Here is a 21810-nt window from a genome sequence, read left to right on the forward strand (position 1 = left end):
AGTATTTCCCGTATGAACAGATGCCGCATTTCCATTTTCATCTTTTTGTCATTAACCCCAAGTACAGTCCCGCCACCGCAATCAACACCGCCATCATGCAACGCCTTCTGCTCTCCATCGCCTTCGCCTGCGCCGGCCTCGTCCAGGCTGCCGCTCCGGCCAAACCCGCCTATCAGAGCGCCAGCTATGCGCCCGGCCCGCACCCGGTCAGCGCCAAACAGCTGGAGGAGCTAGGCCGCCAGTTGTTCTTCGACCGTTCGTTGTCCGCCTCCGGCCGGATGTCCTGCGCCACCTGCCACAGCCCGTCCCATGCCTACGGCCCGCCGAACGGATTGGCCGCTCAGCTGGGCGGCAAGGATGGCAAACAGCCCGGCACCCGCGCCGCGCCTTCCCTGCGCTATCTGCAAAGCGTGCCGCCATTCAGCGAGCACTTCCACGACAACGACGGCAACGACAGCGAAGACGCGGGGCCCACCGGCGGCTATACCTGGGACGGCCGCGCCGACTCCACCCATGCCCAGGCCTCGCTGCCGCTGCTGGCCGCCAACGAAATGGCCAACGGCACGCCGGCCGCGGTGGTCGACAAGCTGCGGCGCTCCGCCGCCGCCGCGCGCTTCCAGAAGCTGTTCGGCACCGACATCTTCAGCCACCCCGCCCAGGCTTTCGACAAGGCCGCGCTGGCGCTGGAAGTGTTCCAGCAGAATCCGCGCGAGTTTTATCCCTACAACAGCAAGTACGACGCCTACCTGCGCGGCCAGGCCAAGCTGAGCGCGAAGGAAGCGCGCGGACTGAAGGCGTTCAACGATCCGGACAAGGGCAACTGCGCGTCCTGCCACATCAGCCAGCGCAGCGAGAGCGGCGCCTTCCCCGCCTTCACCGACTACGGCCATATCGCCGTCGGCGCGCCGCGCAATCCGGAGCTGGCCGCCAACCGCGACGGCCATTACTTCGATCTGGGCCTGTGCGGCCCGGCGCGCACCGACTTCAAGAACCGCGGCGACTACTGCGGCCTGTTCCGCACTCCTTCGCTGCGCAACGTGGCCAGCCGCACGACCTTCTTCCACAACGGCGCCTTCCATGACCTGCGCCAGGTGCTGCGCTTCTACGCCGAACGCGACACCCGCCCCGGCAAGTGGTATCCGAAGGGCAAAGACGGCAAGGTAGCCAAGTTCGACGACCTGCCGGCGCGCTATCAGGCCAACGTCAACATGGAAGCGCCGTTCGGCGGCAAGGCGGGCGGCAAAGCCATGTTCAGCGAGCGCGACATCGACGACATGCTGGCCTTCCTGAAAACGCTGAACGACGGCTACAAGCCGGCGGGCCGCGGCAAAAGCTGAGCCGCGGCGGCGGGACAGCGGCTATGCTGAAGGGTCGATTCCATACCGCCGGAGAGCTCGATGAAAGTTCAGCGCATCGTCGCCAATATCGCCACCGCCTCGCCGGCCGCGGCGGAACGCTTCTACCGCGATGTGCTGGGCCTGGACATGGTGATGGACCACGGCTGGATCCGCATTTACGCATCCGACGCCGCCATGCAGCCGCAAATCAGCTTCGCCAGCGAAGGCGGCTCCGGCACCCCGGTGCCGGAACTGTCCATCGAAGTGGACGATCTGGAGCAGGCGCTGGCGCGCGCGCAGAGCGCCGGCATCGCCATCGAATACGGGCCGGCGGTCGAGCCCTGGGGCGTGCGCCGCTTCTTCGTCCGCGACCCGCTGGGCAAACTGGTCAACATCCTCCAGCACTTGGGCTGAGCCTTTCCCGCCACGGGCTCCGTACATCCACTTAATCCCGCCAAACGCTCCCCCGCAGCACCCGCTCCCGGCATATGTTTCAAACACGGACGGCCTCAACGCCGCCGCGCAGATCATAAAAACAGCCGCATCCACGCACCCGCATCAGGAAAGGGACCGACGCGCCGCGTCCGGCCCCGGGAGCCCCCATGAGCAAACTCAGACCGGCCCAGCTCGGGCCCATCGTCGGCCATACCACCGCCAGCAGCGCGCGCGTCTGGATACGCGGCTCCGCCGGCGACGAGGGCGCAGACATCGACGGCGAGTGCCGCACCATAGGCGTGATCGCCATCGCTTGGGAAAACGGCCGCCGCCCGCGCCGGCGCCGCGTCCATTATTTCCGGCTGCGGCGAGAGTACGACCGCACCGGCACCTTCACCCTGGGCGAGGAGCTGGGCCTGAAGCCGGCGGACAGCGCGCCCGCCCCGCTGCTCCCTGACACCGATTACATCGTCCGCGTCGGCACCCTGCTGCTGGACGATCCCGCTCCGGAAGACGACAGCCTGTCCCACGACGAGCTGGCCAAGCGCCTGCCCGCCGCCGAAGTCTGGCTCGACGATCTGGAGGCGCTGCCGGCGGAAGAATCCGAAGCCCGCTTCCGCACTTTCCCGGCGGCGGACGCGCCCGCCGGCCGGCTGAGCTTCATCGTCGGCTCCTGCCGCTATCCCGGCCTGCTGTGGAAGACCAAGCAATCCGACGCCATCTTCGAGCCGCTGCTGCGGGAAGCCAAGGGGCAGGATGGGCGCGACGCCGCGCGGCTGCTGTTGATGGTGGGCGACCAGATCTACGCCGACATGCTCAACCGCCACGTGCCGCTGGGGCTGGCCGACACCTTCGAAGAGTTCCAGCAGCGCTACCACAGCGCCTTCGGCTCCCGCCACATGCGCCGGCTGCTGCGCCAATTGCCGGCCTACATGATCCTGGACGACCACGAAATAGAGGACAACTGGAGCCAGGACCGCGTCCGCCGCGCCGAGAGCCGGCGCGTGTTCAACCTGGCCATCGCCGCCTACCGCAGCTACCAGTGGGTGCACGGCCCCAGTTGCTACGGCCAGCGGCTGTTCTACCAGTTCCAGTGCGGCCGCTACCCGTTTTTCGCGATGGATTCGCGCACCCAGCGCTATATGGACGACGTGCCGGACAATCTGGACGACAACCACCTGCTGGGCCGCCCCAGCCTGGCCGACGAGGAGCCCAGCCAGCTCGACCTGCTGCTGGCCTGGCTGGCCGATTGCCAGGACAAGCTGGGCGACACGCCCAAGTTCATCGTCAGCCCCAGCGTGTTCGCGCCCAATCCGATGGACGCCCGCAGCGGACGCGCCGGCTGCGGCGCGGACCGCGCCCGCTGGTGCGAGGCCACCGACTCCTGGCCCGCCTTTCCCGCCACCCGCGCCGCGCTGCTGCGGCTCATCGTGGAGAAGCGGGTGCAGAACGTGGTCTTCCTGTCGGGCGACATCCACTGCAGCAATATCGCCGAGCTGAGCCTGAGCGGCTCCGCCGAGGCCGAGCGGCTGCGCGTATTGTCGATCACCTCCTCGGCCTTCTACTGGCCCTTCCCCTTCGCCGACGGCGACCCGTCCGGCTTCGTCCACGACTCGCGCGCGCAGGGACAGGAAGACGGCTTCGACTTCTGCGCCGGCGGCAAGCCGCACCGGATGGACTACCGCGCCTGGAACTTCACCCAGGAAGACAATTTCTGCCGCGTGGACCTTGATCCCGCGACGGCGAAACTGACCGTGACGGCTTTCGGCAACCAGGGACAAGTGCTGGAGAGCGGCGGCTGGTTCGGCCAAAGCGGCAAACCGCTGCGCGCGGAGCTGGCGCTGGCGCCGTGGACTGAGACTTGAGTCGAGCGCATCCAGGCAAACAAAAAGCCCACCGCGAACGGTGGGCTTTTCTCTGGCTGAACCTAGGTTCGATTACAGACCGAACGGGTGGCGCAGCACGATGGTTTCTTCGCGGTCCGGACCGGTGGACACGATGTCGACCGGGGCGCCGCACACCTCTTCGATGCGCTTCAGATAAGCCTGGGCGTTGGCCGGCAGGTCTTCCCAGCGCTTGACGCCGACGGTGGTGCCGGTCCAGCCCGGCAGGGTTTCGTACACCGGCACGCACTTGGTGACGGCGTCAGAGCCGAACGGCAGGATGTCGACCTTCTGGCCATCCAGCATGTAGCCGGTGCACAGCTTGATCTCTTTCAAGCCGTCCATCACGTCCAGCTTCATCACGCACAGGCCGGACACGCCGTTGATCTGGATCGAGCGCTTCAGCGCGGCGGCATCGAACCAGCCGCAGCGGCGCGGACGGCCGGTAACGGAACCGAACTCGTTGCCGCGCTCGGCCAGGAAGGCGCCGATTTCGTTTTCCTGCTCGGTAGGGAACGGACCGGAGCCCACGCGGGTGGCGTAGCCCTTGACGATGCCCAGCACGTAGTTGAGCATTTGCGGCGCCACGCCGGCGCCTGGCGCGGCGGCCCCGGCCACGCAGTTGGACGAGGTCACGTACGGATAGGTGCCGTGGTCGATGTCCAGCAGGGTGCCCTGGGCGCCTTCGAACAGGATGGGCGTGCCAGCCTGGTCCAGGTCGTACAGGATGCGGGACACGTCGGCCACCATCGGCTTGATGCGCTCGGCCATCTTCATGGTGTCGGCCAGGATCGCTTCGTAGCTTACCGGCTCGGCCTTGAACAGATTGGTCAGCAGGAAATTGTAGTAGTCTACGTTTTCCTTCAGTTTGGTCTCGAAGCGGGCCGGATCGAACAGGTCGATCACCTTCAGCGCGCGGCGGGCGACCTTGTCTTCGTAGCAGGGGCCGATGCCGCGGCCGGTGGTGCCGATCTTGGCGTCGCCCTTGGCGGCTTCGCGGGCCTGGTCCAGCGCGATGTGGTACGGCAGGATCAGCGGGCAGCCTTCGGCGATCTTCAGGCGGGCCGAAGCGTTGACGCCGGCGGCTTCCAGCTCGTCGATCTCCTTCAGCAGCGCTTCGGGCGACAGCACCACGCCGTTGCCGATGAAGCACTCGACATCCGGACGCAGAATGCCGGACGGCACCAGGCGCACGACGGTTTTCTTGCCATTCACCCACAGGGTGTGGCCGGCGTTGTGGCCGCCTTGGAAGCGCACAACGGCACGCGCGTGGTCGGTCAGCCAGTCAACGATTTTGCCCTTGCCTTCGTCACCCCACTGGGTGCCAATCACGACAACGTTCTTGGACATTGGAAAAAACCTCTTCGTCAGTCAGATTCAAACAAAAATTCAATGAAACGGCGCCAGCTGCCAGCCATCGGCAGCGGGAACCAGCTCTCGGTCGCAATTCAATGCGGCCGCGGATTCTCCCAGGTAATCCACCACCACCATCTCGCCGCCGGCGCGCAGGCGCGCCACTTCGGCCGCTGCCGCCGGCAGATGGCGGGCGGAGACGCGGATGCCGCGGCTGGGATCGCGCTCCGGCAGGATGCGCAGCAGATCGCGCAGATCCAGGCTAAAGCCGGTGGCCGGACGGGCGCGGCCGAAACGGCGGCCGACATTGTCGTAGCGGCCGCCGCGGGCGATCGCGTCGGACCAGCCCGGCGCGTAGGCCGCGAACATCAGGCCGGTGTGGTAGAAGTCGCCGCGCAGCTCGGCCAGATCGAAGCTCACTTCCACCCTGCCCTCCATCGCGCGGGCGATCGCCGACAACTGCATCAGACCCAACTCCACCTCCGGCAGCGACGGCAGCCGGGTGCGCGCCTTCTCCAGCACCGCCGCCGGGCCGTACAGCTCCGGCAGCGCCAGGAAGGCGCTCTTGTAGGGCTCGGCCACGCCGACCACCCGCGCGGCGATGCCGGCGGCGTCCTTGTTCTGCAGCAGGCCGAACAGCTCGCGGCTGACCTCGGGCGACAGGCCGGCCGCCGCGGCCAGGCCGCGGTAGATGGCGATATGGCCGACGTCCAGCCGCAGCTTCTTCACGCCGGTTTTCTCCAGCGTGGACAGCATCAGCTCGATGATCTCGAGGTCGGCCTCGATGCCGGCGTAGCCGTACAGCTCGGCCCCCACCTGCAGCGGCTCGCGCGAGCTGGTCAGGCCGGACGGGCGGCTGTGCACCACGCTGCCGGCGTAGCACAGGCGCGTCACGCCGGTGCGCTCGCCCAGCAGGTGGGCGTCGATGCGCGCCACCTGCGGCGTGATGTCGGCGCGCAGGCCGAGCTGGCGCCCGGACAGCTGGTCGTCCAGCTTGAAGGTTTTCAGGTCCAGCGTGTCGTCGCCTTCGCTCACCAGGGAGTCGATGTATTCGATCAACGGCGGCAGCACCAGCTCGTAGCCGGCCACGCGAAAGCCTTCCAGCATCGCGGCCTTGGCCGACTCCACCTGGCGCGCGGTGGCCGGTAGGATGTCAGCGATGTATTCGGGTAACAGCCAATTACGCATTTCGTTTCAACAGAATAAAAGGCGGGAGGGGACCCGCCTTGTCATCAGCAAACTGGCCAGGTCGCCCCGGCCAGTCTTCTTAAAAATCAATTGTCGCCTACTTGCTCTTGCCTTGCCCCGCCTGCGGATTCTTCAAATATTTGAAGAAATCGCTGCTCGGATCGAGCACCATCACGTCGCTCTTGTTCTTGAACGACTCCTTGTACGCTTCCATGCTGCGCCAGAACGCGTAGAACTCGGGGTTCTTGCCATAGGCGTCGGCGTAGATCGCCGCCGCCTTGGCGTCGCCCGCGCCCTTCAGCTCCTGCGCCTTGCGGTAGGCTTCGGCCAGGATCACGTCGCGCTGCTTGTCGGCCTCAGCCCGCACGCGCTCGGCGTCGGCGGAGCCTTCGCTGCGCAGCTGGCTGGCCACGGTGCGGCGTTCGGACTGCATCCGGTCGTAGACGGAACTGCTTATTTTATCCGGAAAATCGACTCGTTTTAAGCGCACGTCGAGAATTTCCACACCTATTTTACGCGCATCCGCGTCCGCGCGCTTGCGAACCGTCTCCATCACCTGGTCGCGCTGGCCGGAAATGACGTCGGCGACGGTCTTCTGGCCGAACTCGGCGCGCAGGCCGTCGTTGATGGTCTGCTTCAGTCGGGCCACCGCGCCAGCCTCGGAGCCGACGCTCTTGTAGAACTGCGACACATCCACAACCCGCCATTTGACGAAGCTGTCGACCAGCACGTTTTTCTTCTCGCGGGTGTTGAACAGCTCCGGCGCCTCGGCGTCAATGGTCTGCACGCGACGGTCGAAGTAGCGGACGTTCTGCAGCAGCGGGATCTTGAACTGGATGCCCGGCTCGGAGATCACCTTCACGACTTCGCCGAACTGGAAAACCAGCGCGTACTGGCGCTGATCGACGGTAAACAGCGACAGGCTGGCGACGAACAGCACGCCGACCACCGCCGCCAGGGTGGGAATCAGTCTTTCAGTCATCGCTCCGCTCCAAAGAAATCACGACCGCGCGACGCGTCGCGCCCGTTCTTCGCCGCGGGCGGCGAAGCCGGCTGGGCCGGGGCCTCGGGGGCCGGGGTTGCGGAGGGTTGCGCCGGAGCGGCGGCGCCCGGAGAGGCCATCTGCGTGAGCTTGTCCAGCGGCAGGTAGAGCAGGCTGTTGCCGCCCTTCTGGTCCACCAGCACCTTGCTGCTGTTGGTCATGATCTGCTGCATCATGTCCAGGTACAGCCGGTCGCGCATGACCTTGGGCGCCTTGTTGTATTCAGGCAACACTTGTTTGAAACGCTCGGCATCGCCCTGGGCGCGCTCCACCACCTGCTGCTGGTAGCCTTCGGCCTCCTGCACCAGGCGCGAGGCCATGCCCTTGGCCTTGGGCACCACTTCGTTGGCGTAGGCCATGCCCTCGTTGCGCAGCTTGTCCTTGTCCTGGCCGGCCTTCACGGCGTCGTCGAACGCCGCCAGCACGGCCTGCGGCGGCTGCACGTCGTTGATGTTGACCTTGGCGACGCGGATGCCGGCGCGGTAGCGGTCCAGCACATCCTGGATCAGCTTGCGGGCGTCGGCGGCGATCTGGGCGCGGCCTTCGTTCAGCACGAAGTCCACCTTGTTGCGACCCACCACCTCGCGGATCGCGGTTTCGGCGGCCTGCTTGACCAGATCCTTGCCGTCGCGCTCGCGCGCGGCGTTGTTGAACAGGAAGGCGCGCGCGTCCTTGATGTCGTACTGCACCGATAGCTGCACGTCGATGATGTTCTGGTCCGAGGTCAGCATCAGCGACTCTTCCGGCACGCGGTTCTGCGCGCTGCCGCGGTAGCCCACTTCGATGCTGCGCAACTCGGTCAAGTTGACGATCTCGGCCTTCTCGAACGGATACGGCGCATGCCATTGCAGGCCGGGCTCGGTCAGGCGGTTGTAGCTGCCCAGCCTCAGCACCACGCCCTCTTCGCGGGCGTCGACGATGTAGAAGCCGCTGGCCAGCCACAAGGCGGCCAGCACGCCGACCACGACGGCGGCGCCGCCCTTGTACGACGGCGGAGTGAACGACGCGCCGGGGCGGCCGCCCTGATTGCCGCCCTGGCCGCCCTTATCGGGCTTGCCGCCCAAGAGGCGGGACAGTTTTCGGTTCAGATCACGGAACACTTCATCGAGGTCCGGTGGCCCATTCTGGCCGTTGCGGCCACGGTTCGGGTCATTCTGCGACATGCTCGTATGGTTCTTTATGGTTGTTTGCGAAAGGTTGCACCCGTTCGGCAATCGCCTCGCGCAAGAGTTCCAGGCCTTCGCCCTTCAACGCCGACACGCGCACCGAGACGATCACGCCCTCCTCGTCCCGTTCGATCTCCGGCGGCAGCTCGCGCAAATCGCTCTTGTTCCACACGATCAGCTGCGGGATGCCGTCGGCTTCGATTTCGGCCAGCACCTTGTTCACTTCGTCTATCTGCGCGTCGCGCGTATCGTTGGCGCAGTCCACCACGTGCAGCAACAGATTGGCCTGCACCGTTTCCTCCAGCGTCGCGCGGAACGCCGCTACCAGGGTATGCGGCAGATCGCGGATGAAACCGACGGTGTCCGACACCACCACCGAGGCCTGGTGGTGGAGGAACAGCTTGCGGCTGGTGGTGTCCAGCGTGGCGAACAATTGGTCGGCGGCGTAGATGTTGGCCTTGGTCAGCGCGTTGAACAGCGTGGATTTGCCGGCGTTGGTGTAGCCGACGATGGACACCGAGGCAACGCCCGCGCGGTTGCGACTCTTGCGCTGGGTATTGCGCTGTTTCTGCACCTGAGCCAGCCTGTCCTTCAACGCCTTGACCCGGATGCCCAGCAGCCGGCGGTCGGTTTCCAGCTGGGTTTCGCCCGGGCCGCGCAAGCCGACGCCGCCCTTCTGCCGCTCCAAGTGGGTCCAGCCGCGCACCAGGCGGGTGGACAGATGCGACAGCTGGGCCAGCTCCACCTGCAGCTTGCCTTCGTGGCTGCGCGCGCGCTGGGCGAAGATGTCCAGGATCAGGCTGTTGCGGTCGATCACGCGGCACTGCAGCGCGCGCTCCAGGTTGCGCTCCTGGCCCGGCGACAGCGCGTGGTTGAAGATCACCACGTTGGCGCCGGAGGCCCGCACCATGGAGGCGATCTCCTCCACCTTGCCCTTGCCGGCGAACAGCGCCGCGTCGGGACGCTGCCGCTTGCCCTGCACCATGCCCAGGATTTCCACCTTGCTGCCGCGCACCAGCTCGGCGCACTCCGCGACGCTCTCCTGGTAGTCGGCATCACCAAAATCCAGGCTGACCAGGATGGCCTGGTCGCCTAAGTCGGGACGATCAAACACTGTTTGCTAACCATATTGAGTACGGCGGTAAATGACAAAGGCCGAATGGCCGCATCCTGGGATGCGGCCAATCGGCCCGACCGGCGAAGCTAAGACGGCTTAAGCGTCCTGCGCCTGTTCCTGCTTTTGCGCCGGGTGCTCGTGCGGGATGTTGACCGGGCGGGCCGGAACCACGGTGGAGATGGCGTGCTTGTAAACCATCTGCGTCACCGTGTTCTTCAACAGAACGACGTATTGGTCGAAAGATTCAACCTGACCTTGCAGCTTGATGCCGTTAACCAGATAAATGGAAACCGGCACGTGTTCCTTGCGCAGGATATTCAGGAAGGGGTCTTGTAACATTTGCCCTTTAGAGCTCATTCGTTTTTCTCCGAATCGTTGATTGTTGTATTAACTGTCCAGCGAACAGCGCGGCGGCCTGCTTATTTTTAGCAGAAAACATTCCGTCGTACTATTTCTTGCTGTTTTTGCCGTAGCGAACTTCCTTTTCCCTGCCCCGCATCTTGGACATTGGCTTGGCCTTGGCCCGCGGCTTGTCCTTTTCATCGTTGTCGAACGGATTGTCCGACGACTTGTACTGCACTCTCAGCGGCGTCCCCTGCAGCTTGAACACTTTACGGAAAGTGTGTTCCAGATAGCGGGTATAACTGGCCGGAATGCTGTCCAGCGCGTTGCCGTGCACCACGATTATCGGCGGGTTCTGGCCGCCCTGGTGCGCATAGCGCATCTTGGGGCGGATCAGGCCGGACCGCGGCGGCTGCTGACGCTCCAGCGCCACCTGCAGCACGCGGGTGAGCTTGGGGGTCGCCAGCTTGGCCATGGCCGCGCGGTAGGCTTCGTCGATGGACTTGAACAAGTCTGCCACACCGCGGCCCTCGATGGCCGAGATGTAATGAAACTTTGCGAAATCCAGGAAGTTCAGCTTGCGGGCGATCTCGCGGCGCACGTTTTCCTTCTGCTCGCCGTCCAGATTGTCCCACTTGTTGACCGCCACCACCAAAGCCCGGCCCGCTTCCAGCGCGAAGCCGGCGATGGTGGCGTCCTGTTCGGAGATGTCCAGCTGCGCGTCCAGCACCAGCACCGCGACGTTGGCGTCCTCGATCGCCTTCATGGTCTTGATGACGGAAAACTTCTCCAGCATCTCGTTGACCTTGGCGCGGCGGCGCACGCCCGCGGTGTCGATGATGGTATAGGTATGGCCTTCGCGCTCAAAATCAATATAGATGCTGTCGCGCGTGGTCCCGGCCTGGTCGAAGGCGATCACCCGCTCTTCGCCGAGGATGGCGTTCACCAGCGTGGACTTGCCGACGTTGGGGCGGCCGATCACGGCGAACTTCGGATGGCGGCTGTCTTCTTCCTCCACCTCGTCGGGAAAGCCTTCCAGCACCAGTTCCATCAGTTCGCGCACGCCGTCGCCGTGGGCGGCGGAGATCACCAGCGGTTCGCCCAGCGCCAGTTCGTGGAACTCGGCCCCGGCGATCGCGTGCTTCATGCCTTCCGCCTTGTTGACGGCCAGGAATACCGGGCGGTCAAGCTGGCGCAGGCGGTTGGCGATGATCTTGTCCTGCGGCGTCAGGCCGGAGCGGCCGTCCACCAGGAACACCACGGCGTCCGCCTCGTCGACGGCCTGCAGCGTTTGCTTGGCCATCTCGAACAGGATGCCTTCGTCCACCACCGGCTCGAAACCGCCGGTGTCGACCACCAGGTACGGCTTCTCGCCGACCCGGCCTTGGCCGTAGTGTCGGTCACGCGTCAGGCCCGGCTGGTCGGCGACCAGCGCGTCGCGGCTGCGAGTCAGCCGGTTGAAAAGGGTCGACTTTCCCACATTGGGGCGGCCGACCAGCGCTACGGTAGGTTTCATCTAAAACTGCTTATCCCAGATTCAGCATCGCCAAGCGGCCGTCCTGCCCCTGGATCAGGGCGGAGGAGCCGAGCGACACCGGTTGATTGACCGGCCCGGTGGTGCCGATCTTGTTGCGTCCGACGATGCCTCCGCTCTCGTTGGACAGCAGATGGGCATAACCCTCGCCGTCCACCACCAGCACGAAGCGTCCGATCATTGCGGGACCGGAAACGCCGCGGTATTTGAGGTCGTCGTTTTTCCATACATTGCGGCCGCTCTGGCGATCATACGCCCAGATCGAGCCGTCTTCCGCAGTCACGTAGACATTGCGGGCATCCACAGCCACGCCTCGGCTGGACGACACCTCGCGCGCCCACTGCAGGCTGCCCGAGCGGGCGTCGAAGCACGCCACGCGGCCCTGGTAGGCCACGGCGCACACCTGGCCGCCGTCGAAGACCGGGCGGCTGGTGACGTCGGTGACCCGCTCCAGCTCGGTGGCGCCGCGCGGCGTCGCCACCGCGCCCTGCCAGATGGTGTTGCCGGTGAGCGGATTGACAATGTCGACGCGGCCGCCGGCCTGCCCCACCATCACCGCTTCCTTGCCCACCGACTGCATCGAGCCGTTGTTGCGCACGGTCAGTTGCGGCAGCACGTTCACCACCGACCATTGCTGCTTGCCGTCGGCCAGGCTGAAGCCGGTCAGGCGGGCGTCGTTGGTGCGGACCACGGCGATATCGCCGGCGATCTGCGGCGCCTCCAGCATCAGGCTGGTCAGCGGCTGTTCCCACAGGATCTTGCCGCTGGTGCGGTTGACGGCCAGCAGCTTGGCATCCTGGGTGCCGACCAGCACGGTGTCGCCGGCGACGGCCACGCCGCTGGCCAACGCGCGCTTGAGCGACACATCGGACTGCGCGCGGCCGGACAGCGCGTCCACGCTGCGGATGCGGCCTTCCACGTCGGCGGTCACCACATTGCCGTTGGCGTACACCGGCAGGAAGCTGGCGGCCGGCGCGGCCTGCTGCAGCGTCCATTTGACGTCCAGCGTCTGCAGCGGCTTGATCGCCGCCAGCGGCGTCGGCTGGAACTGGGTGGAGCCCTCGAACCAGCTGGCGCAGCCGGCCAGCAGCAGCGAGGACGTCAGAGCGGTAAGCAACAGTTGGCGGCGCATGCGGTCAGCCTCCCAACGCGTCGAGCTTGGTTTGCGCCAGCTGGCGGCTCGGGCTGTCGCCCAGCATCTTCGCCAGCGCGGCCTTGTAGGCGTCGCGAGCGCCGCTGCTGTCGCCCTTGGCGACGAACACATCGCCCTTCAGCTCCAGGAACTCGGCGTCGAAAGCGGCCGGATGGGCCTGGTTCAGCTCGCCGATCGCGCCGTCGAACTTTTTCTGGTCCAGCAGCAGCGAAGCCAGGCGCAGACGGGCGATCGCCTGCAGCTCCTCGTCCTTGCCGTTCTTCAATACCCACTCCAGCTGGCTGGCGGCCAGCGCCGGGTCGTTCTTGTCGAACGCGGCCTTGGCCAGCACCAGCGCGGCGCGGCTGGCGTAGAGGGTGCCGGCGTATTCGCCCTGCAGTTGCTGGGCGGCCGATTTCAGCTTGGCGATGTCCTTGGCGGCCACCGCGTTGTCGACGGCCTCGTAGGCGGTCGCGGCCTTCTCGGACTGGCCGCGTTCGTACATGCCGTAAGCCTTGTAGCCCAAGTAGCCCAGGCTGACGGCCAGCACCGCGCCGCCGATCAGCTTGCCCCACTGCTGCCAGAATGCCTTCAGAGAATCGATCTGTTCCTGTTCCTGCAAGTCGAACGCCATCGCGTTCCCCCTTCCTATCAAGCTTTCAGAGTGGCGAGGGTGGCCAGAACCGCATCGGCCGCCACGGTCTGCTGGGCGGCTTCGGCGCGCAGCGCCTTCACCACCACCTGACCGGCCTGGATTTCGTTCTCACCGACGATCAGCGCGAACTGCGCGCCGCTGGCGTCGGCCTTTTTCATTTGCGACTTGAAGCTGGCGTCGCCCAGATGCTGCACCACCGAGTAGCCGGCGGCGCGCAGGCTCTGCGCGAGCTTCATCGAATACAGGCCCGCGCCCTCGCCCTGGTTGACCAGGAAGACGTCGACGCTGCGCTGCGCCGGCAGCAGGCCCTTGTCCTGCAGCAACAGCAGCACGCGCTCCATGCCCATGCCGAAGCCGATGCCGGAGGCGGCCTTGCCGCCCAGCTGCTCGATCAGGCCGTCGTAGCGGCCGCCGGCGCAGATGGTGCCCTGGGCGCCCAGCTCGGAGGTCACCCACTCGAACACCGAGCGGTTGTAGTAGTCGAGGCCGCGCACCAGGCGCGGGTTCTCGATGTACTCGATGCCCAGCGCGGCGATCATCGCCTTCCAGCCCTCGTAATGGGCGCGAGACTCCTCGCCCAGATAGTCGGACAGCTTGGGCGCGGCGTTGGCCATTTCCTGCAGCGCCGGGTTCTTGGTGTCCAGCACGCGCAGCGGGTTGGTGTGCATCCGGCGCTTGCCGTCCTCGTCCAGGATGTCGACGTGGCGCTCCAGGTAGGCGATCAGCGCCTCGCGGTGGGCGGCGCGCTCTTCGGCGTTGCCCAGCGAGTTGATCTCCAGCCGCACGTACTGGCTGATGCCCAGGCGGCGCCACAGATCGGCGGTCATCGCGATGATCTCGGCGTCGATGTCCGGACCGGCCAGGCCCAGCGCCTCCACGCCCACCTGGTGGAACTGGCGGTAGCGCCCCTTCTGCGGGCGCTCGTGGCGATACATCGGCCCCATGTACCACAGCTTGGGCGTGGCGTTGTACAGCAGGTTGTGCTCCACCACCGCGCGCAGCGTGCCGGCGGTGCCTTCCGGGCGCAGCGTCAGGCTGTCGCCATTCAGGCTGTCGACGAAGGTGTACATTTCCTTCTCGACGATGTCGGTCACTTCGCCGATGGAGCGCACGAACAGCGGCGTGCCTTCGACGATGGGGGTGCGGATGTTCTGGTAGCCGTAGTCGGCCAGCAGCTTGCGCAGCGCCTCTTCAAAGTATTCCCACTGGTAGGATTCGGCCGGCAGCACATCGTTCATGCCCTTGACCGCTTGGTATTTCTGAGCCATTGCTATCTTCTTGTATCAGCTGGATTCTGGTTTCGTCAGACGCTCACCGAACGGATCGGAATGATGCGATTGCCATCCTCGCGGCGCTTGGCGCCGCCCTCCCCGTAGCGGGTCTTCACGTACTCGTCGACGATGGCGGTGAACTCCGCGGGAATGTTGTCGCCCTTCAGCGTCACATCTTTCTGCCCGTCCACGTAAACCGGTGCCACCGGCACTTCGCCGGTGCCGGGCAGCGAGATGCCGATGTCGGCCAGCTTGGATTCGCCCGGCCCGTTGACCACGCAGCCCATCACCGCCACCTTCATGTCTTCGACGCCCGGATACTGCAGCCGCCAGATGGGCATCTGCTCGCGCAGATAGTTCTGGATGTGGTCGGCCAGTTCCTGGAAGAAGGTGCTGGTGGTGCGGCCGCAGCCCGGACAGGCGGTGACCAGCGGCGTGAAGCTGCGCAGGCCCATGGTCTGCAGCAGTTCCTGCGCCACCACCACTTCCTTGGTGCGCGCCTCGCCCGGTTGCGGGGTCAGCGAGATTCGGATGGTGTCGCCTATGCCTTCCTGCAGCAAGACCGCCAGCGCGGCGCTGGAGGCGACGATGCCCTTGCTGCCCATTCCGGCCTCGGTCAGACCCAGGTGCAAGGGGTAGTCGCAGCGGCCGCCCAATTCGCGATAGACGCTGATCAGGTCCTGCACATTGCTGACCTTGCACGACAGGATGATGTTGTCCGGCGACAGGCCGATCTCCACCGCCTTGTCGGCCGACTCCAGCGCCGACACGATCAGCGCCTCCTGCATCAGCTTGGGCAGCGGCAAGGGATTCGCGGCGCGGTTGTTGGCGTCCATCATCCGCGCCAGCAGCGCCTGGTCCAGGCTGCCCCAGTTGACGCCGATGCGGACGGCCTTGTCATGCTCCATCGCGGTGCGGATCATGAAGGCGAACTTGTCGTCGCCCTTGGCGCCCTTGCCGACATTGCCCGGATTGATCCGGTACTTGGCCAGCGCCTTCGCGCAATCGGGAAACTCCTTCAACAGGCGGTCGCCGTTGAAGTGGAAATCGCCGACCAGCGGCACGTCGCAACCCAGGTCGTCAAGCCGCTGGCGGATTTCCGCCACGCGGCCCGCCGCTTCCGGCGAGTTGACGGTGATGCGCACCACTTCGGAGCCGGCCTGCGCCAGCTGGTATACCTGCTCGGCCGTGCCCGCCGCGTCGGCGGTGTCGGTGTTGGTCATCGACTGCACCATCACCGGCGCGCCCGAACCCACCAAAACATGTCCCACCCGCACCAGGCGGGTGGGACGGCGCGCGATGTTCACGCTATCCATTCGCTACCCTGCATCACTTGAGTTGAATCTTGGCGGTGGTGCCCTTGATCTTGTCGGCCAGATCCACCGGTTTGCCGTTGTAGCTCAGCTCCACCTGGCTGGCGTTGCCTATCACCACCTTGAACGGCGCGGTGCCGACCACTTCGGCCGGATCGCCCGGCTGCATCACCTTGTAAATCAGCCTGCGGCCGTCGGCGTCCTGCACCGACACCCAGGCGGCATCCTTGACGTTGACGCTGACCTTGTCGGTGCCTTGGGACTGCGGCGCGCTGGCCGCTTGCGTCTTGGCCACCTTGGCCGGCGCGCTCGCCGCCGGTTTCGCGGCGGCCTGGACAGCCGAGGCCACCGGCTTCGCCGCCACGGCTGCCGGCGCCGAGGCCGGCTTCGCGGCCTGAACGGCGGCTTTCGCCGATTCGGAAGCCGCCGCCTTGGCTGCCGGAGCCGACGACTGCTCGGTCAGCATCGGCGCCAGCTCGTTGGCGGAGCGCTCCGCCGGTTTCTCCGGCGAGCCGTCGCGGTTGGCGTACCAGTAAGCGCCGCCCGCCACGGCCACGCCCAGCAACAGCAGGACCACCCACTTGCCGGCGCCGGCTTCCGTGGCTTCCTCCACCGCTTCCACCGGCTCGGGCGCCTGTTCGCGCGCGGTAGTACCCTTGACCAGATTGGCCACGTCGTTCACCGCCGACGGAAAATGCTGCTCCAGCGCCTTCATCAACGGTTCGGAATCCACTTCCAGGAAGCGGGCGTAATTACGGACGAAGCCGCGGACGAAGGTGGCGCCGGGCAGCGAGTCGAAATCGTCGCGCTCTATCGCTTCCAGCTGCCTGAGCGACAGTTTCAGCCTGTCCGCCACTTCTCCCAGGCCAAGGCCGGCCGCTTCCCGGGCGGCCTTCAAGGTTGCGCCGATGCCGCTGGGCCTCGGCGTGTCATGATGTTCGATTTTTTCTTCCATCCTCAGCTTCCACTCAACAGCAGTTGTGTTTCCCTAGAGTCCGGAAACCGGTTCTTTAGTTCATTCTCGCATGCGCGCTCCAGCGCCGCGTTACCGGTTTTGCGGGCGATCCTGGCGCCCAGCCACAGCTCGGCGGCGCCCAGGCCGTCCATCCCGCCGCCGCCGCGCAGCCGTTCGAAATAGAACGCCGCCAGCTTGGCGTTGCCCAGGCCCAGATGCATTTCGGCCAGTTCGCTCAACGCCGGCCCGTAGTTGGGCGCGACGCGCAAGGCGCTCAGCAAATAATCGTTGGCCTGATCCGTCCGCCCCAGCTTGGCGCTGCAGCGGCCCAGATTCAAATAAGCCGACTGTGGCGAATCATACAACGGATTGGCCAGCGCCTTCTGGAACAGGGCCAGCGAATCCTGCTCCCTCCCGTGCTCGCACAGGAACAAGCCGTAATTATTGTTGGCCTGCGGATTGCCGGGTTCCAGCCGCAGCGCCTGCTGGTAATCCTGCTCCGCCCTGCCGTCCATCTGCAGCAGGCCCAGCACGTAAGCCCGGCTCAGATAGCCGGTGACATAGGCCGCGTCCGCCGCCACCGCCTGGTTGGCGTTGTCCAGCGCGGACTTGAGGTTGCCTATCCTGGCGTACTCCACCGCCAGTTGGCTGCGGATCTTCGCCACTTCCGGCGGATTGCCATCCGCCGCGGCGGGAGCGACTACGCCAAATGCCAACAGCCATCCAGCCCATCTCCCCCGCCATGACGTCATGATTTCCTGTCCTCTATGATCTGCGTCCACTTGGCCTGGCGCCGCGTCTTGTCCTGCACTTGGCCGGCCAGCTGGCCGCAAGCCGCGTCGATGTCGTCGCCGCGGGTCTTGCGCACGGTCACCACGTATCCTTGTTCTTGCAGAATTTCACGGAAAATGCGAATCGCGTTGTTGCTGGAGCGATCATAACCCGAGTTCGGGAACGGGTTGAACGGGATCAGATTGAACTTGCAAGGCACGTCCCGCACCAGCTCCAGCAGCTGGCGAGCATGTTCCGGCCTATCGTTGACCCCGTCAAGCATCACATATTCAAAGGTGATGAAATCGCGCGGCGCCTTTTCCAGATAGCGGCTACAGGCGGCCATCAGTTCGGCAAGCGGGTATTTCTTGTTGATCGGCACGATCACGTCGCGGATCGCGTCGTTGGGCGCGTGCAGCGACACCGCCAGCGCCACCGGGCACTCCTCGCGCAGCCGGTCCATCTGCGGCACCAGGCCGGAGGTTGACAGCGTCACGCGGCGGCGGGACAGGCCGTAGCCATGGTCATCCAGCATGATCTGCATCGCGCTGACCACATTGTCGAAGTTGGCCAGCGGCTCGCCCATGCCCATCATCACCACATTGGACACCACGCGCTCGTTCTTGGGCGTCACGCCCATCGCCTTGTTGGCCCACCACAGCTGGCCGATGATCTCGGCGGTGGACAGGTTGCGGTTGAATCCCTGGCGGCCAGTGGAGCAGAACGTGCACTCCAGCGCGCAACCCACCTGGGATGACACGCACAAGGTGCCGCGGTCGTCTTCCGGAATGAACACGGTTTCCACACCGTTGCCGGTGCCGACGTCGAGCAGCCACTTGCGGGTGCCATCACTGGACTCCTGCCCGGTCATCAGCGACGGCACGCCCACCTCGGCGCGCTCGTGCAGCTTGGCGCGCAGGCTCTTGGCGAGGTCGGTCATCGCGTCGAAATCGTCTTCGGCCATCTGGTGCATCCAGCGCATCACTTGCTTGGCGCGGAACGGCTTCTCGCCCATCTCGGCGAAATGCCGGGTGAGCTGGTCCAGATTGAAGTCGAGCAGGTTGGTTTTCATGCAATCCTCAGCAGGCAAAAGAGGCCGCCGGCAGCGGCGACCTCCGGTCATTCAACTACTTTTGAATCAGCGGGAGCTGATTTCGGAAGCGGCGAAGAAGTAAGCCACTTCGATGGCAGCGTTTTCCACGCTGTCGGAACCGTGAACGGCGTTGGCGTCGATCGATTCGGCGAAGTCGGCGCGGATGGTGCCGGCTTCCGCTTTCTTCGGATCGGTGGCGCCCATCAGCTCGCGGTTCTTCAGCACGGCGTTCTCGCCTTCCAGCGCCTGGATCATCACCGGGCCGGAAACCATGAAGTCAACCAGGTCCTTGAAGAAAGGACGCTCTTTGTGCACGGCGTAGAAGCCTTCGGCTTCGGCGCGGGACAGTTGCTTCATCTTGGCGGCGACGATCTTCAGGCCCGCGGACTCGAAGCGGTCGTAGATTTTGCCGATAACGTTTTTGGCTACTGCGTCCGGCTTAACGATGGACAAGGTGCGTTCGATTGCCATATAAATTCTCCCTAACGACAAGACAAGTGGCTAAACTTGAGTATTATTACGCCACTCGGGTTACCCAATTCTGACGAACCCGCTATTTTAGCAGCGTTTTCAATCACGTGCTGCATATTCCGATCAGGCACCATGCGCGAACAAAACCAACAGCAGCAGCCGTACGACGGCGAAGACGAATCCAATCTCAACGGCAAGCTGAAAAAGCGGCTCTGGATCGCAGGCGGCCTGGTCGCCGTCGCGCTGGCGGCCATTCCGCTGATGGACGCGCTGACCAAGCCCAAGGTGGAAATGAGCAGCGACGCGCAAAGCCCCAGCTCCGGCAAGATCATCAAACCGGCCTCATCGGCCGACGCCGGCGCCATCAGCGTCCAGATCAAGTCCGCCAGCGCGCCGGCCGCGCAAAGCAGCGCCCCGGCGGCCGAAGCCGTCAACCACGCGCCCGCATCGCCGGCCGAAACCATTCCGGCGACGCCGGACCTGAGCAAAACGCCGGCCGTCGCCAATCAACAGCCCCCGCATCGCGCCGCGCCGCCAGCCGCTCACGCCCAGCAACAGGCCGCGCCCCAAGCCCCGGCGGCAAAACCCGCCACACCCCCATTCCGGGAAGCGCAGGCCAAGCCTCCGGCGCAACGCGCCGCCGCGCCGCGCGCCGAAACCGCGGCCGCAACACCGCAAAGCGCCGCGCCGGCAGAGACCAACCCCACCCCGACAGCGGCCGCCCCCAGCCCGGCCAAGGCGGAGCCGGCGGGCAGCTCGGTCGGCTACCAGGTCCAACTAGGCCTATTCTCCAGCATGGGAAACGCGCAAAAACTGGTCAGAGACCTGCAAAAACACGGCATCGCCGCGCACACCGTCACCCGCGTGCAGCTGGGGCCGTTCAAAAACCGCGCCGAGGCGGACGAAGCGATGAAGAAACTGCGCGAGCTCGGCTATTCCCCGCTGCTCGCAGCCAGCGGACAGTAAGCCGACACTCCGCTCGAAGCCGGCCCAAAACCAAAGCCCCTGGCAAACGCCCGGGGCTTTCTTATCGCCAGGCCCCACTGCCACGGCAAACCCCGCCACGCCCACCCCGAAACCAGCAATACCGAACAACGCGGCAAGCAAACAGGCGCGACCGAGCACGCGGACGCAAACCCGCCGCAACCCGGGGCAATCACAACAGAAAATGGATTCGCAGGCTCGCGCCGCTTCAACCAGCCAAGCAACCGAGAACAAGAACAAGGAGAGGAAAGAGGCGCAGCCCCCGAGGAGCCTTTCAAGCAGCCGATGCCGCCCGAAAAATGGATTTGACGCGCAAAAGCAAAAGGCCAGCTCTTTCGAACTGGCCTTTTGCTTTTAATTCTGGCAGGCGATACAGGGCTCGAACCTGTGACCCTCGGAATCAAAATCCGATGCTCTACCAACTGAGCTAACCGCCAACACTTCTCGATACGCGCTGCGTGTCGAGAGGGGAAATATACCTCTTACCCTATACGCTTGCAAGTCTTTTTCGAAAATAATTTTCAGCCGATCCGCACCTCAACGTCATGCCGTCCCTAGACATCATTCGCACAGAGATATTACTTATGGCTGAATATTTCAGAATTGAAACAGAATGATGGCAAAGTCACCATGATTTTTGTCATAATAAATTGACGAAATGCAATGTCGATATCATATTATTTCGCAATCGAGCGATCCTCGACATCGCTCGGCCATCACACAATGCACCGACGCCGCTGCCGGCCGTTGCCGCGCCGGCCAGCGCCGCCAAAAAAAACAAATGATTTCCGTTCGCAAACTTGCTTATGGAATCCATCCGGGATCGACAAGCCATGTTGCTCAATAACCGAGTCCGCAAGCTCGACTTTCAGGATCTGGTGATCTTCCAGCTGATCTACAAGCACAGAAGCGTTACCGAAGTAGCCGAACAACTCAGCGTCAGTCAATCCACCATCAGCTACTGCCTGAAGCGGCTGCGCGATTGCTTCGATGACGAGCTGTTCATCAACTCTCGGCTCGGCATGAGTCCCACCCAAAGGACCGAAGCGCTGTCGCCCCGCATCCAGAGCATTCTGAACCAGATGGCGGAATGCGTTCAGGAAGACGCCGCCTTCAATCCCAACGCGGACACATCCTCCTTCACCATCTACGCGCCGGAATACTTCGAGATTCTGGTGATGCCGGAACTGATGAAGAACATCCTGGAGGCCGGCTACAGGGTTTCGATCAATATCAAGAAACCGGAAAAAGACTTGCCCTACGCGGATATCGTCGGCGGCCAGATCGATCTGGCCATCTTCTTCGGCCCCGGCTTCTATCGCACCTACCCCGGCCTTACCACCCAGACATTGTTCCGCGACCATCTGCTGGCAGTACAGGACGGAGAGGACGACCCGCGCCCCCTGCCGCTGGACGACATGCTGGAGAGGCGGCACGTGTTCCCCACTCCCTGGATCTCCGACAGCAATATGGTGGACGGCTGGCTGCTCTCCCAAGGCCGCCATCGCACCATCGCGGCGCGGGCCAACAGCTACTATTCGGCCATCGAGCTGCTGCCCGGCACGGATCTGCTGCTGATGCTGCCGCGGCGGATACACGAGCGGGTGAAGCGCCAGCAGCCCAATATCGGCGCGCGCCCGGTGCCCGACGGCATGCCCGACTTCACTCTGGACATGGTGTGGAGCGCGGCGCTGGCCAACAGCCAGGCCAATATCTGGCTGCGCCAGCAACTGATCCGCGCCTGCGCCAACATTTAGCCCGGGCTCAG

At 64.7% G+C, this 21810-nt stretch carries 20 protein-coding genes; 5 read left to right on the forward strand and 15 right to left on the reverse strand.

Annotated features, from left to right (window positions below):
* Positions 1 to 95: 95 nt before the first annotated feature.
* From BKX93_RS08455 to BKX93_RS08465, 3 genes are all read left to right on the forward strand, one after another.
* Positions 96 to 1337 (forward strand): cytochrome-c peroxidase, encoded by a 1242-nt coding sequence (locus BKX93_RS08455; protein WP_070981747.1) that lies wholly within the window; start codon positions 96 to 98, stop codon positions 1335 to 1337.
* Between the two features lie 60 nt (positions 1338 to 1397).
* Positions 1398 to 1751, forward strand: a complete 354-nt coding sequence (locus BKX93_RS08460) for a VOC family protein (protein ID WP_046158341.1) — start codon at positions 1398 to 1400, stop codon at positions 1749 to 1751.
* A gap of 188 nt (positions 1752 to 1939) precedes the next feature.
* Positions 1940 to 3637, forward strand: coding sequence for an alkaline phosphatase D family protein (locus BKX93_RS08465; protein ID WP_070979506.1), 1698 nt, complete (start codon positions 1940 to 1942; stop codon positions 3635 to 3637).
* A gap of 72 nt (positions 3638 to 3709) precedes the next feature.
* On the opposite strand, the gene BKX93_RS08470 is transcribed toward BKX93_RS08465, so the two are convergent.
* The 15 genes from BKX93_RS08470 to ndk all read right to left on the reverse strand — a co-directional run bounded on the left by BKX93_RS08470 (position 3710) and on the right by ndk (position 19058).
* Entirely contained in the window at positions 3710 to 5005 is a 1296-nt protein-coding gene (locus tag BKX93_RS08470; RefSeq protein WP_046158343.1) for an adenylosuccinate synthase, read from the reverse strand.
* 39 nt (positions 5006 to 5044) lie between these two features.
* The gene (locus BKX93_RS08475; RefSeq protein ID WP_070979508.1) at positions 5045 to 6196 is read right to left on the reverse strand and encodes an ATP phosphoribosyltransferase regulatory subunit; all 1152 of its coding nucleotides are present in this window, start codon (positions 6194 to 6196) and stop codon (positions 5045 to 5047) included.
* Positions 6197 to 6293: 97 nt separating this feature from the next.
* Positions 6294 to 7178: a protease modulator HflC gene (gene hflC, locus BKX93_RS08480; protein ID WP_046158345.1), complete on the reverse strand. Its 885-nt coding sequence runs from the start codon at positions 7176 to 7178 to the stop codon at positions 6294 to 6296.
* The gene (hflK, locus tag BKX93_RS08485; RefSeq protein WP_046158346.1) at positions 7175 to 8401 is read right to left on the reverse strand and encodes an FtsH protease activity modulator HflK; all 1227 of its coding nucleotides are present in this window, start codon (positions 8399 to 8401) and stop codon (positions 7175 to 7177) included. Before hflK ends, hflC begins: the two co-directional genes overlap by 4 nt.
* A complete protein-coding gene (gene hflX, locus BKX93_RS08490; protein ID WP_046158347.1) occupies positions 8388 to 9518 on the reverse strand; it encodes a ribosome rescue GTPase HflX in 1131 nt (376 codons plus the stop codon). The genes hflK and hflX overlap by 14 nt, the downstream gene beginning before the upstream one ends.
* 99 nt (positions 9519 to 9617) lie before the next feature.
* Complete coding sequence (gene hfq, locus BKX93_RS08495) at positions 9618 to 9878, reverse strand: RNA chaperone Hfq (protein WP_011137080.1); 261 nt, start codon at positions 9876 to 9878, stop codon at positions 9618 to 9620.
* Positions 9879 to 9969: 91 nt separating this feature from the next.
* On the reverse strand, positions 9970 to 11379 hold the full coding sequence (gene der, locus BKX93_RS08500; RefSeq protein ID WP_046158348.1) for a ribosome biogenesis GTPase Der: 1410 nt from the start codon (positions 11377 to 11379) through the stop codon (positions 9970 to 9972).
* Between the two features lie 10 nt (positions 11380 to 11389).
* A complete protein-coding gene (gene bamB / locus BKX93_RS08505) occupies positions 11390 to 12529 on the reverse strand; it encodes an outer membrane protein assembly factor BamB (RefSeq protein ID WP_046158349.1) in 1140 nt (379 codons plus the stop codon).
* Positions 12530 to 12533: 4 nt separating this feature from the next.
* The gene (locus BKX93_RS08510; protein WP_046158350.1) at positions 12534 to 13163 is read right to left on the reverse strand and encodes a YfgM family protein; all 630 of its coding nucleotides are present in this window, start codon (positions 13161 to 13163) and stop codon (positions 12534 to 12536) included.
* Positions 13164 to 13180: 17 nt separating this feature from the next.
* On the reverse strand, positions 13181 to 14452 hold the full coding sequence (hisS, locus tag BKX93_RS08515; protein WP_070979509.1) for a histidine--tRNA ligase: 1272 nt from the start codon (positions 14450 to 14452) through the stop codon (positions 13181 to 13183).
* Between the two features lie 35 nt (positions 14453 to 14487).
* Positions 14488 to 15771: a flavodoxin-dependent (E)-4-hydroxy-3-methylbut-2-enyl-diphosphate synthase gene (ispG, locus tag BKX93_RS08520; RefSeq protein ID WP_046158352.1), complete on the reverse strand. Its 1284-nt coding sequence runs from the start codon at positions 15769 to 15771 to the stop codon at positions 14488 to 14490.
* A gap of 13 nt (positions 15772 to 15784) precedes the next feature.
* Positions 15785 to 16723 carry a RodZ domain-containing protein gene (locus BKX93_RS08525; RefSeq protein ID WP_046158353.1) on the reverse strand — a complete coding sequence of 313 codons (939 nt, stop codon included), beginning with the start codon at positions 16721 to 16723 and terminating at the stop codon, positions 15785 to 15787.
* Positions 16724 to 16725: 2 nt separating this feature from the next.
* On the reverse strand, positions 16726 to 17439 hold the full coding sequence (gene pilW, locus BKX93_RS08530) for a type IV pilus biogenesis/stability protein PilW (RefSeq protein ID WP_235429327.1): 714 nt from the start codon (positions 17437 to 17439) through the stop codon (positions 16726 to 16728).
* Positions 17440 to 17471: 32 nt separating this feature from the next.
* Complete coding sequence (gene rlmN, locus BKX93_RS08535; RefSeq protein WP_021475000.1) at positions 17472 to 18566, reverse strand: dual-specificity RNA methyltransferase RlmN; 1095 nt, start codon at positions 18564 to 18566, stop codon at positions 17472 to 17474.
* 66 nt (positions 18567 to 18632) lie between these two features.
* Entirely contained in the window at positions 18633 to 19058 is a 426-nt protein-coding gene (gene ndk, locus BKX93_RS08540) for a nucleoside-diphosphate kinase (protein ID WP_011137089.1), read from the reverse strand.
* Positions 19059 to 19190: 132 nt separating this feature from the next.
* Between ndk and BKX93_RS08545 the strand changes: the two genes are divergently transcribed.
* Complete coding sequence (locus BKX93_RS08545) at positions 19191 to 20024, forward strand: SPOR domain-containing protein (protein ID WP_046158355.1); 834 nt, start codon at positions 19191 to 19193, stop codon at positions 20022 to 20024.
* Positions 20025 to 20875: 851 nt separating this feature from the next.
* Entirely contained in the window at positions 20876 to 21799 is a 924-nt protein-coding gene (locus tag BKX93_RS08555) for a LysR family transcriptional regulator (protein ID WP_046158364.1), read from the forward strand.
* The last annotated feature ends 11 nt before the right edge of the window (positions 21800 to 21810 follow it).

Origin of the sequence: Chromobacterium vaccinii (assembly GCF_001855275.1) — a bacterium.
Classification (GTDB): Bacteria; Pseudomonadota; Gammaproteobacteria; order Burkholderiales; family Chromobacteriaceae; genus Chromobacterium; species Chromobacterium vaccinii.

Bases quoted from the DNA above. Each gene is read 5' to 3' on its own strand.
- BKX93_RS08455 (WP_070981747.1), top strand. From the start codon at position 96: ATGCAACGCCTTCTGCTCTCCATCGCCTTCGCCTGCGCCGGCCTCGTC.
- BKX93_RS08460 (WP_046158341.1), top strand. From the start codon at position 1,398: ATGAAAGTTCAGCGCATCGTCGCCAATATCGCCACCGCCTCGCCGGCC.
- BKX93_RS08465 (WP_070979506.1), top strand. From the start codon at position 1,940: ATGAGCAAACTCAGACCGGCCCAGCTCGGGCCCATCGTCGGCCATACC.
- BKX93_RS08470 (WP_046158343.1), bottom strand. From the start codon at position 5,005: ATGTCCAAGAACGTTGTCGTGATTGGCACCCAGTGGGGTGACGAAGGC.
- BKX93_RS08475 (WP_070979508.1), bottom strand. From the start codon at position 6,196: ATGCGTAATTGGCTGTTACCCGAATACATCGCTGACATCCTACCGGCC.
- hflC (WP_046158345.1), bottom strand. From the start codon at position 7,178: ATGACTGAAAGACTGATTCCCACCCTGGCGGCGGTGGTCGGCGTGCTG.
- hflK (WP_046158346.1), bottom strand. From the start codon at position 8,401: ATGTCGCAGAATGACCCGAACCGTGGCCGCAACGGCCAGAATGGGCCA.
- hfq (WP_011137080.1), bottom strand. From the start codon at position 9,878: ATGAGCTCTAAAGGGCAAATGTTACAAGACCCCTTCCTGAATATCCTG.
- der (WP_046158348.1), bottom strand. From the start codon at position 11,379: ATGAAACCTACCGTAGCGCTGGTCGGCCGCCCCAATGTGGGAAAGTCG.
- bamB (WP_046158349.1), bottom strand. From the start codon at position 12,529: ATGCGCCGCCAACTGTTGCTTACCGCTCTGACGTCCTCGCTGCTGCTG.
- BKX93_RS08510 (WP_046158350.1), bottom strand. From the start codon at position 13,163: ATGGCGTTCGACTTGCAGGAACAGGAACAGATCGATTCTCTGAAGGCA.
- hisS (WP_070979509.1), bottom strand. From the start codon at position 14,452: ATGGCTCAGAAATACCAAGCGGTCAAGGGCATGAACGATGTGCTGCCG.
- ispG (WP_046158352.1), bottom strand. From the start codon at position 15,771: ATGGATAGCGTGAACATCGCGCGCCGTCCCACCCGCCTGGTGCGGGTG.
- BKX93_RS08525 (WP_046158353.1), bottom strand. From the start codon at position 16,723: ATGGAAGAAAAAATCGAACATCATGACACGCCGAGGCCCAGCGGCATC.
- rlmN (WP_021475000.1), bottom strand. From the start codon at position 18,566: ATGAAAACCAACCTGCTCGACTTCAATCTGGACCAGCTCACCCGGCAT.
- ndk (WP_011137089.1), bottom strand. From the start codon at position 19,058: ATGGCAATCGAACGCACCTTGTCCATCGTTAAGCCGGACGCAGTAGCC.
- BKX93_RS08545 (WP_046158355.1), top strand. From the start codon at position 19,191: ATGCGCGAACAAAACCAACAGCAGCAGCCGTACGACGGCGAAGACGAA.
- BKX93_RS08555 (WP_046158364.1), top strand. From the start codon at position 20,876: ATGTTGCTCAATAACCGAGTCCGCAAGCTCGACTTTCAGGATCTGGTG.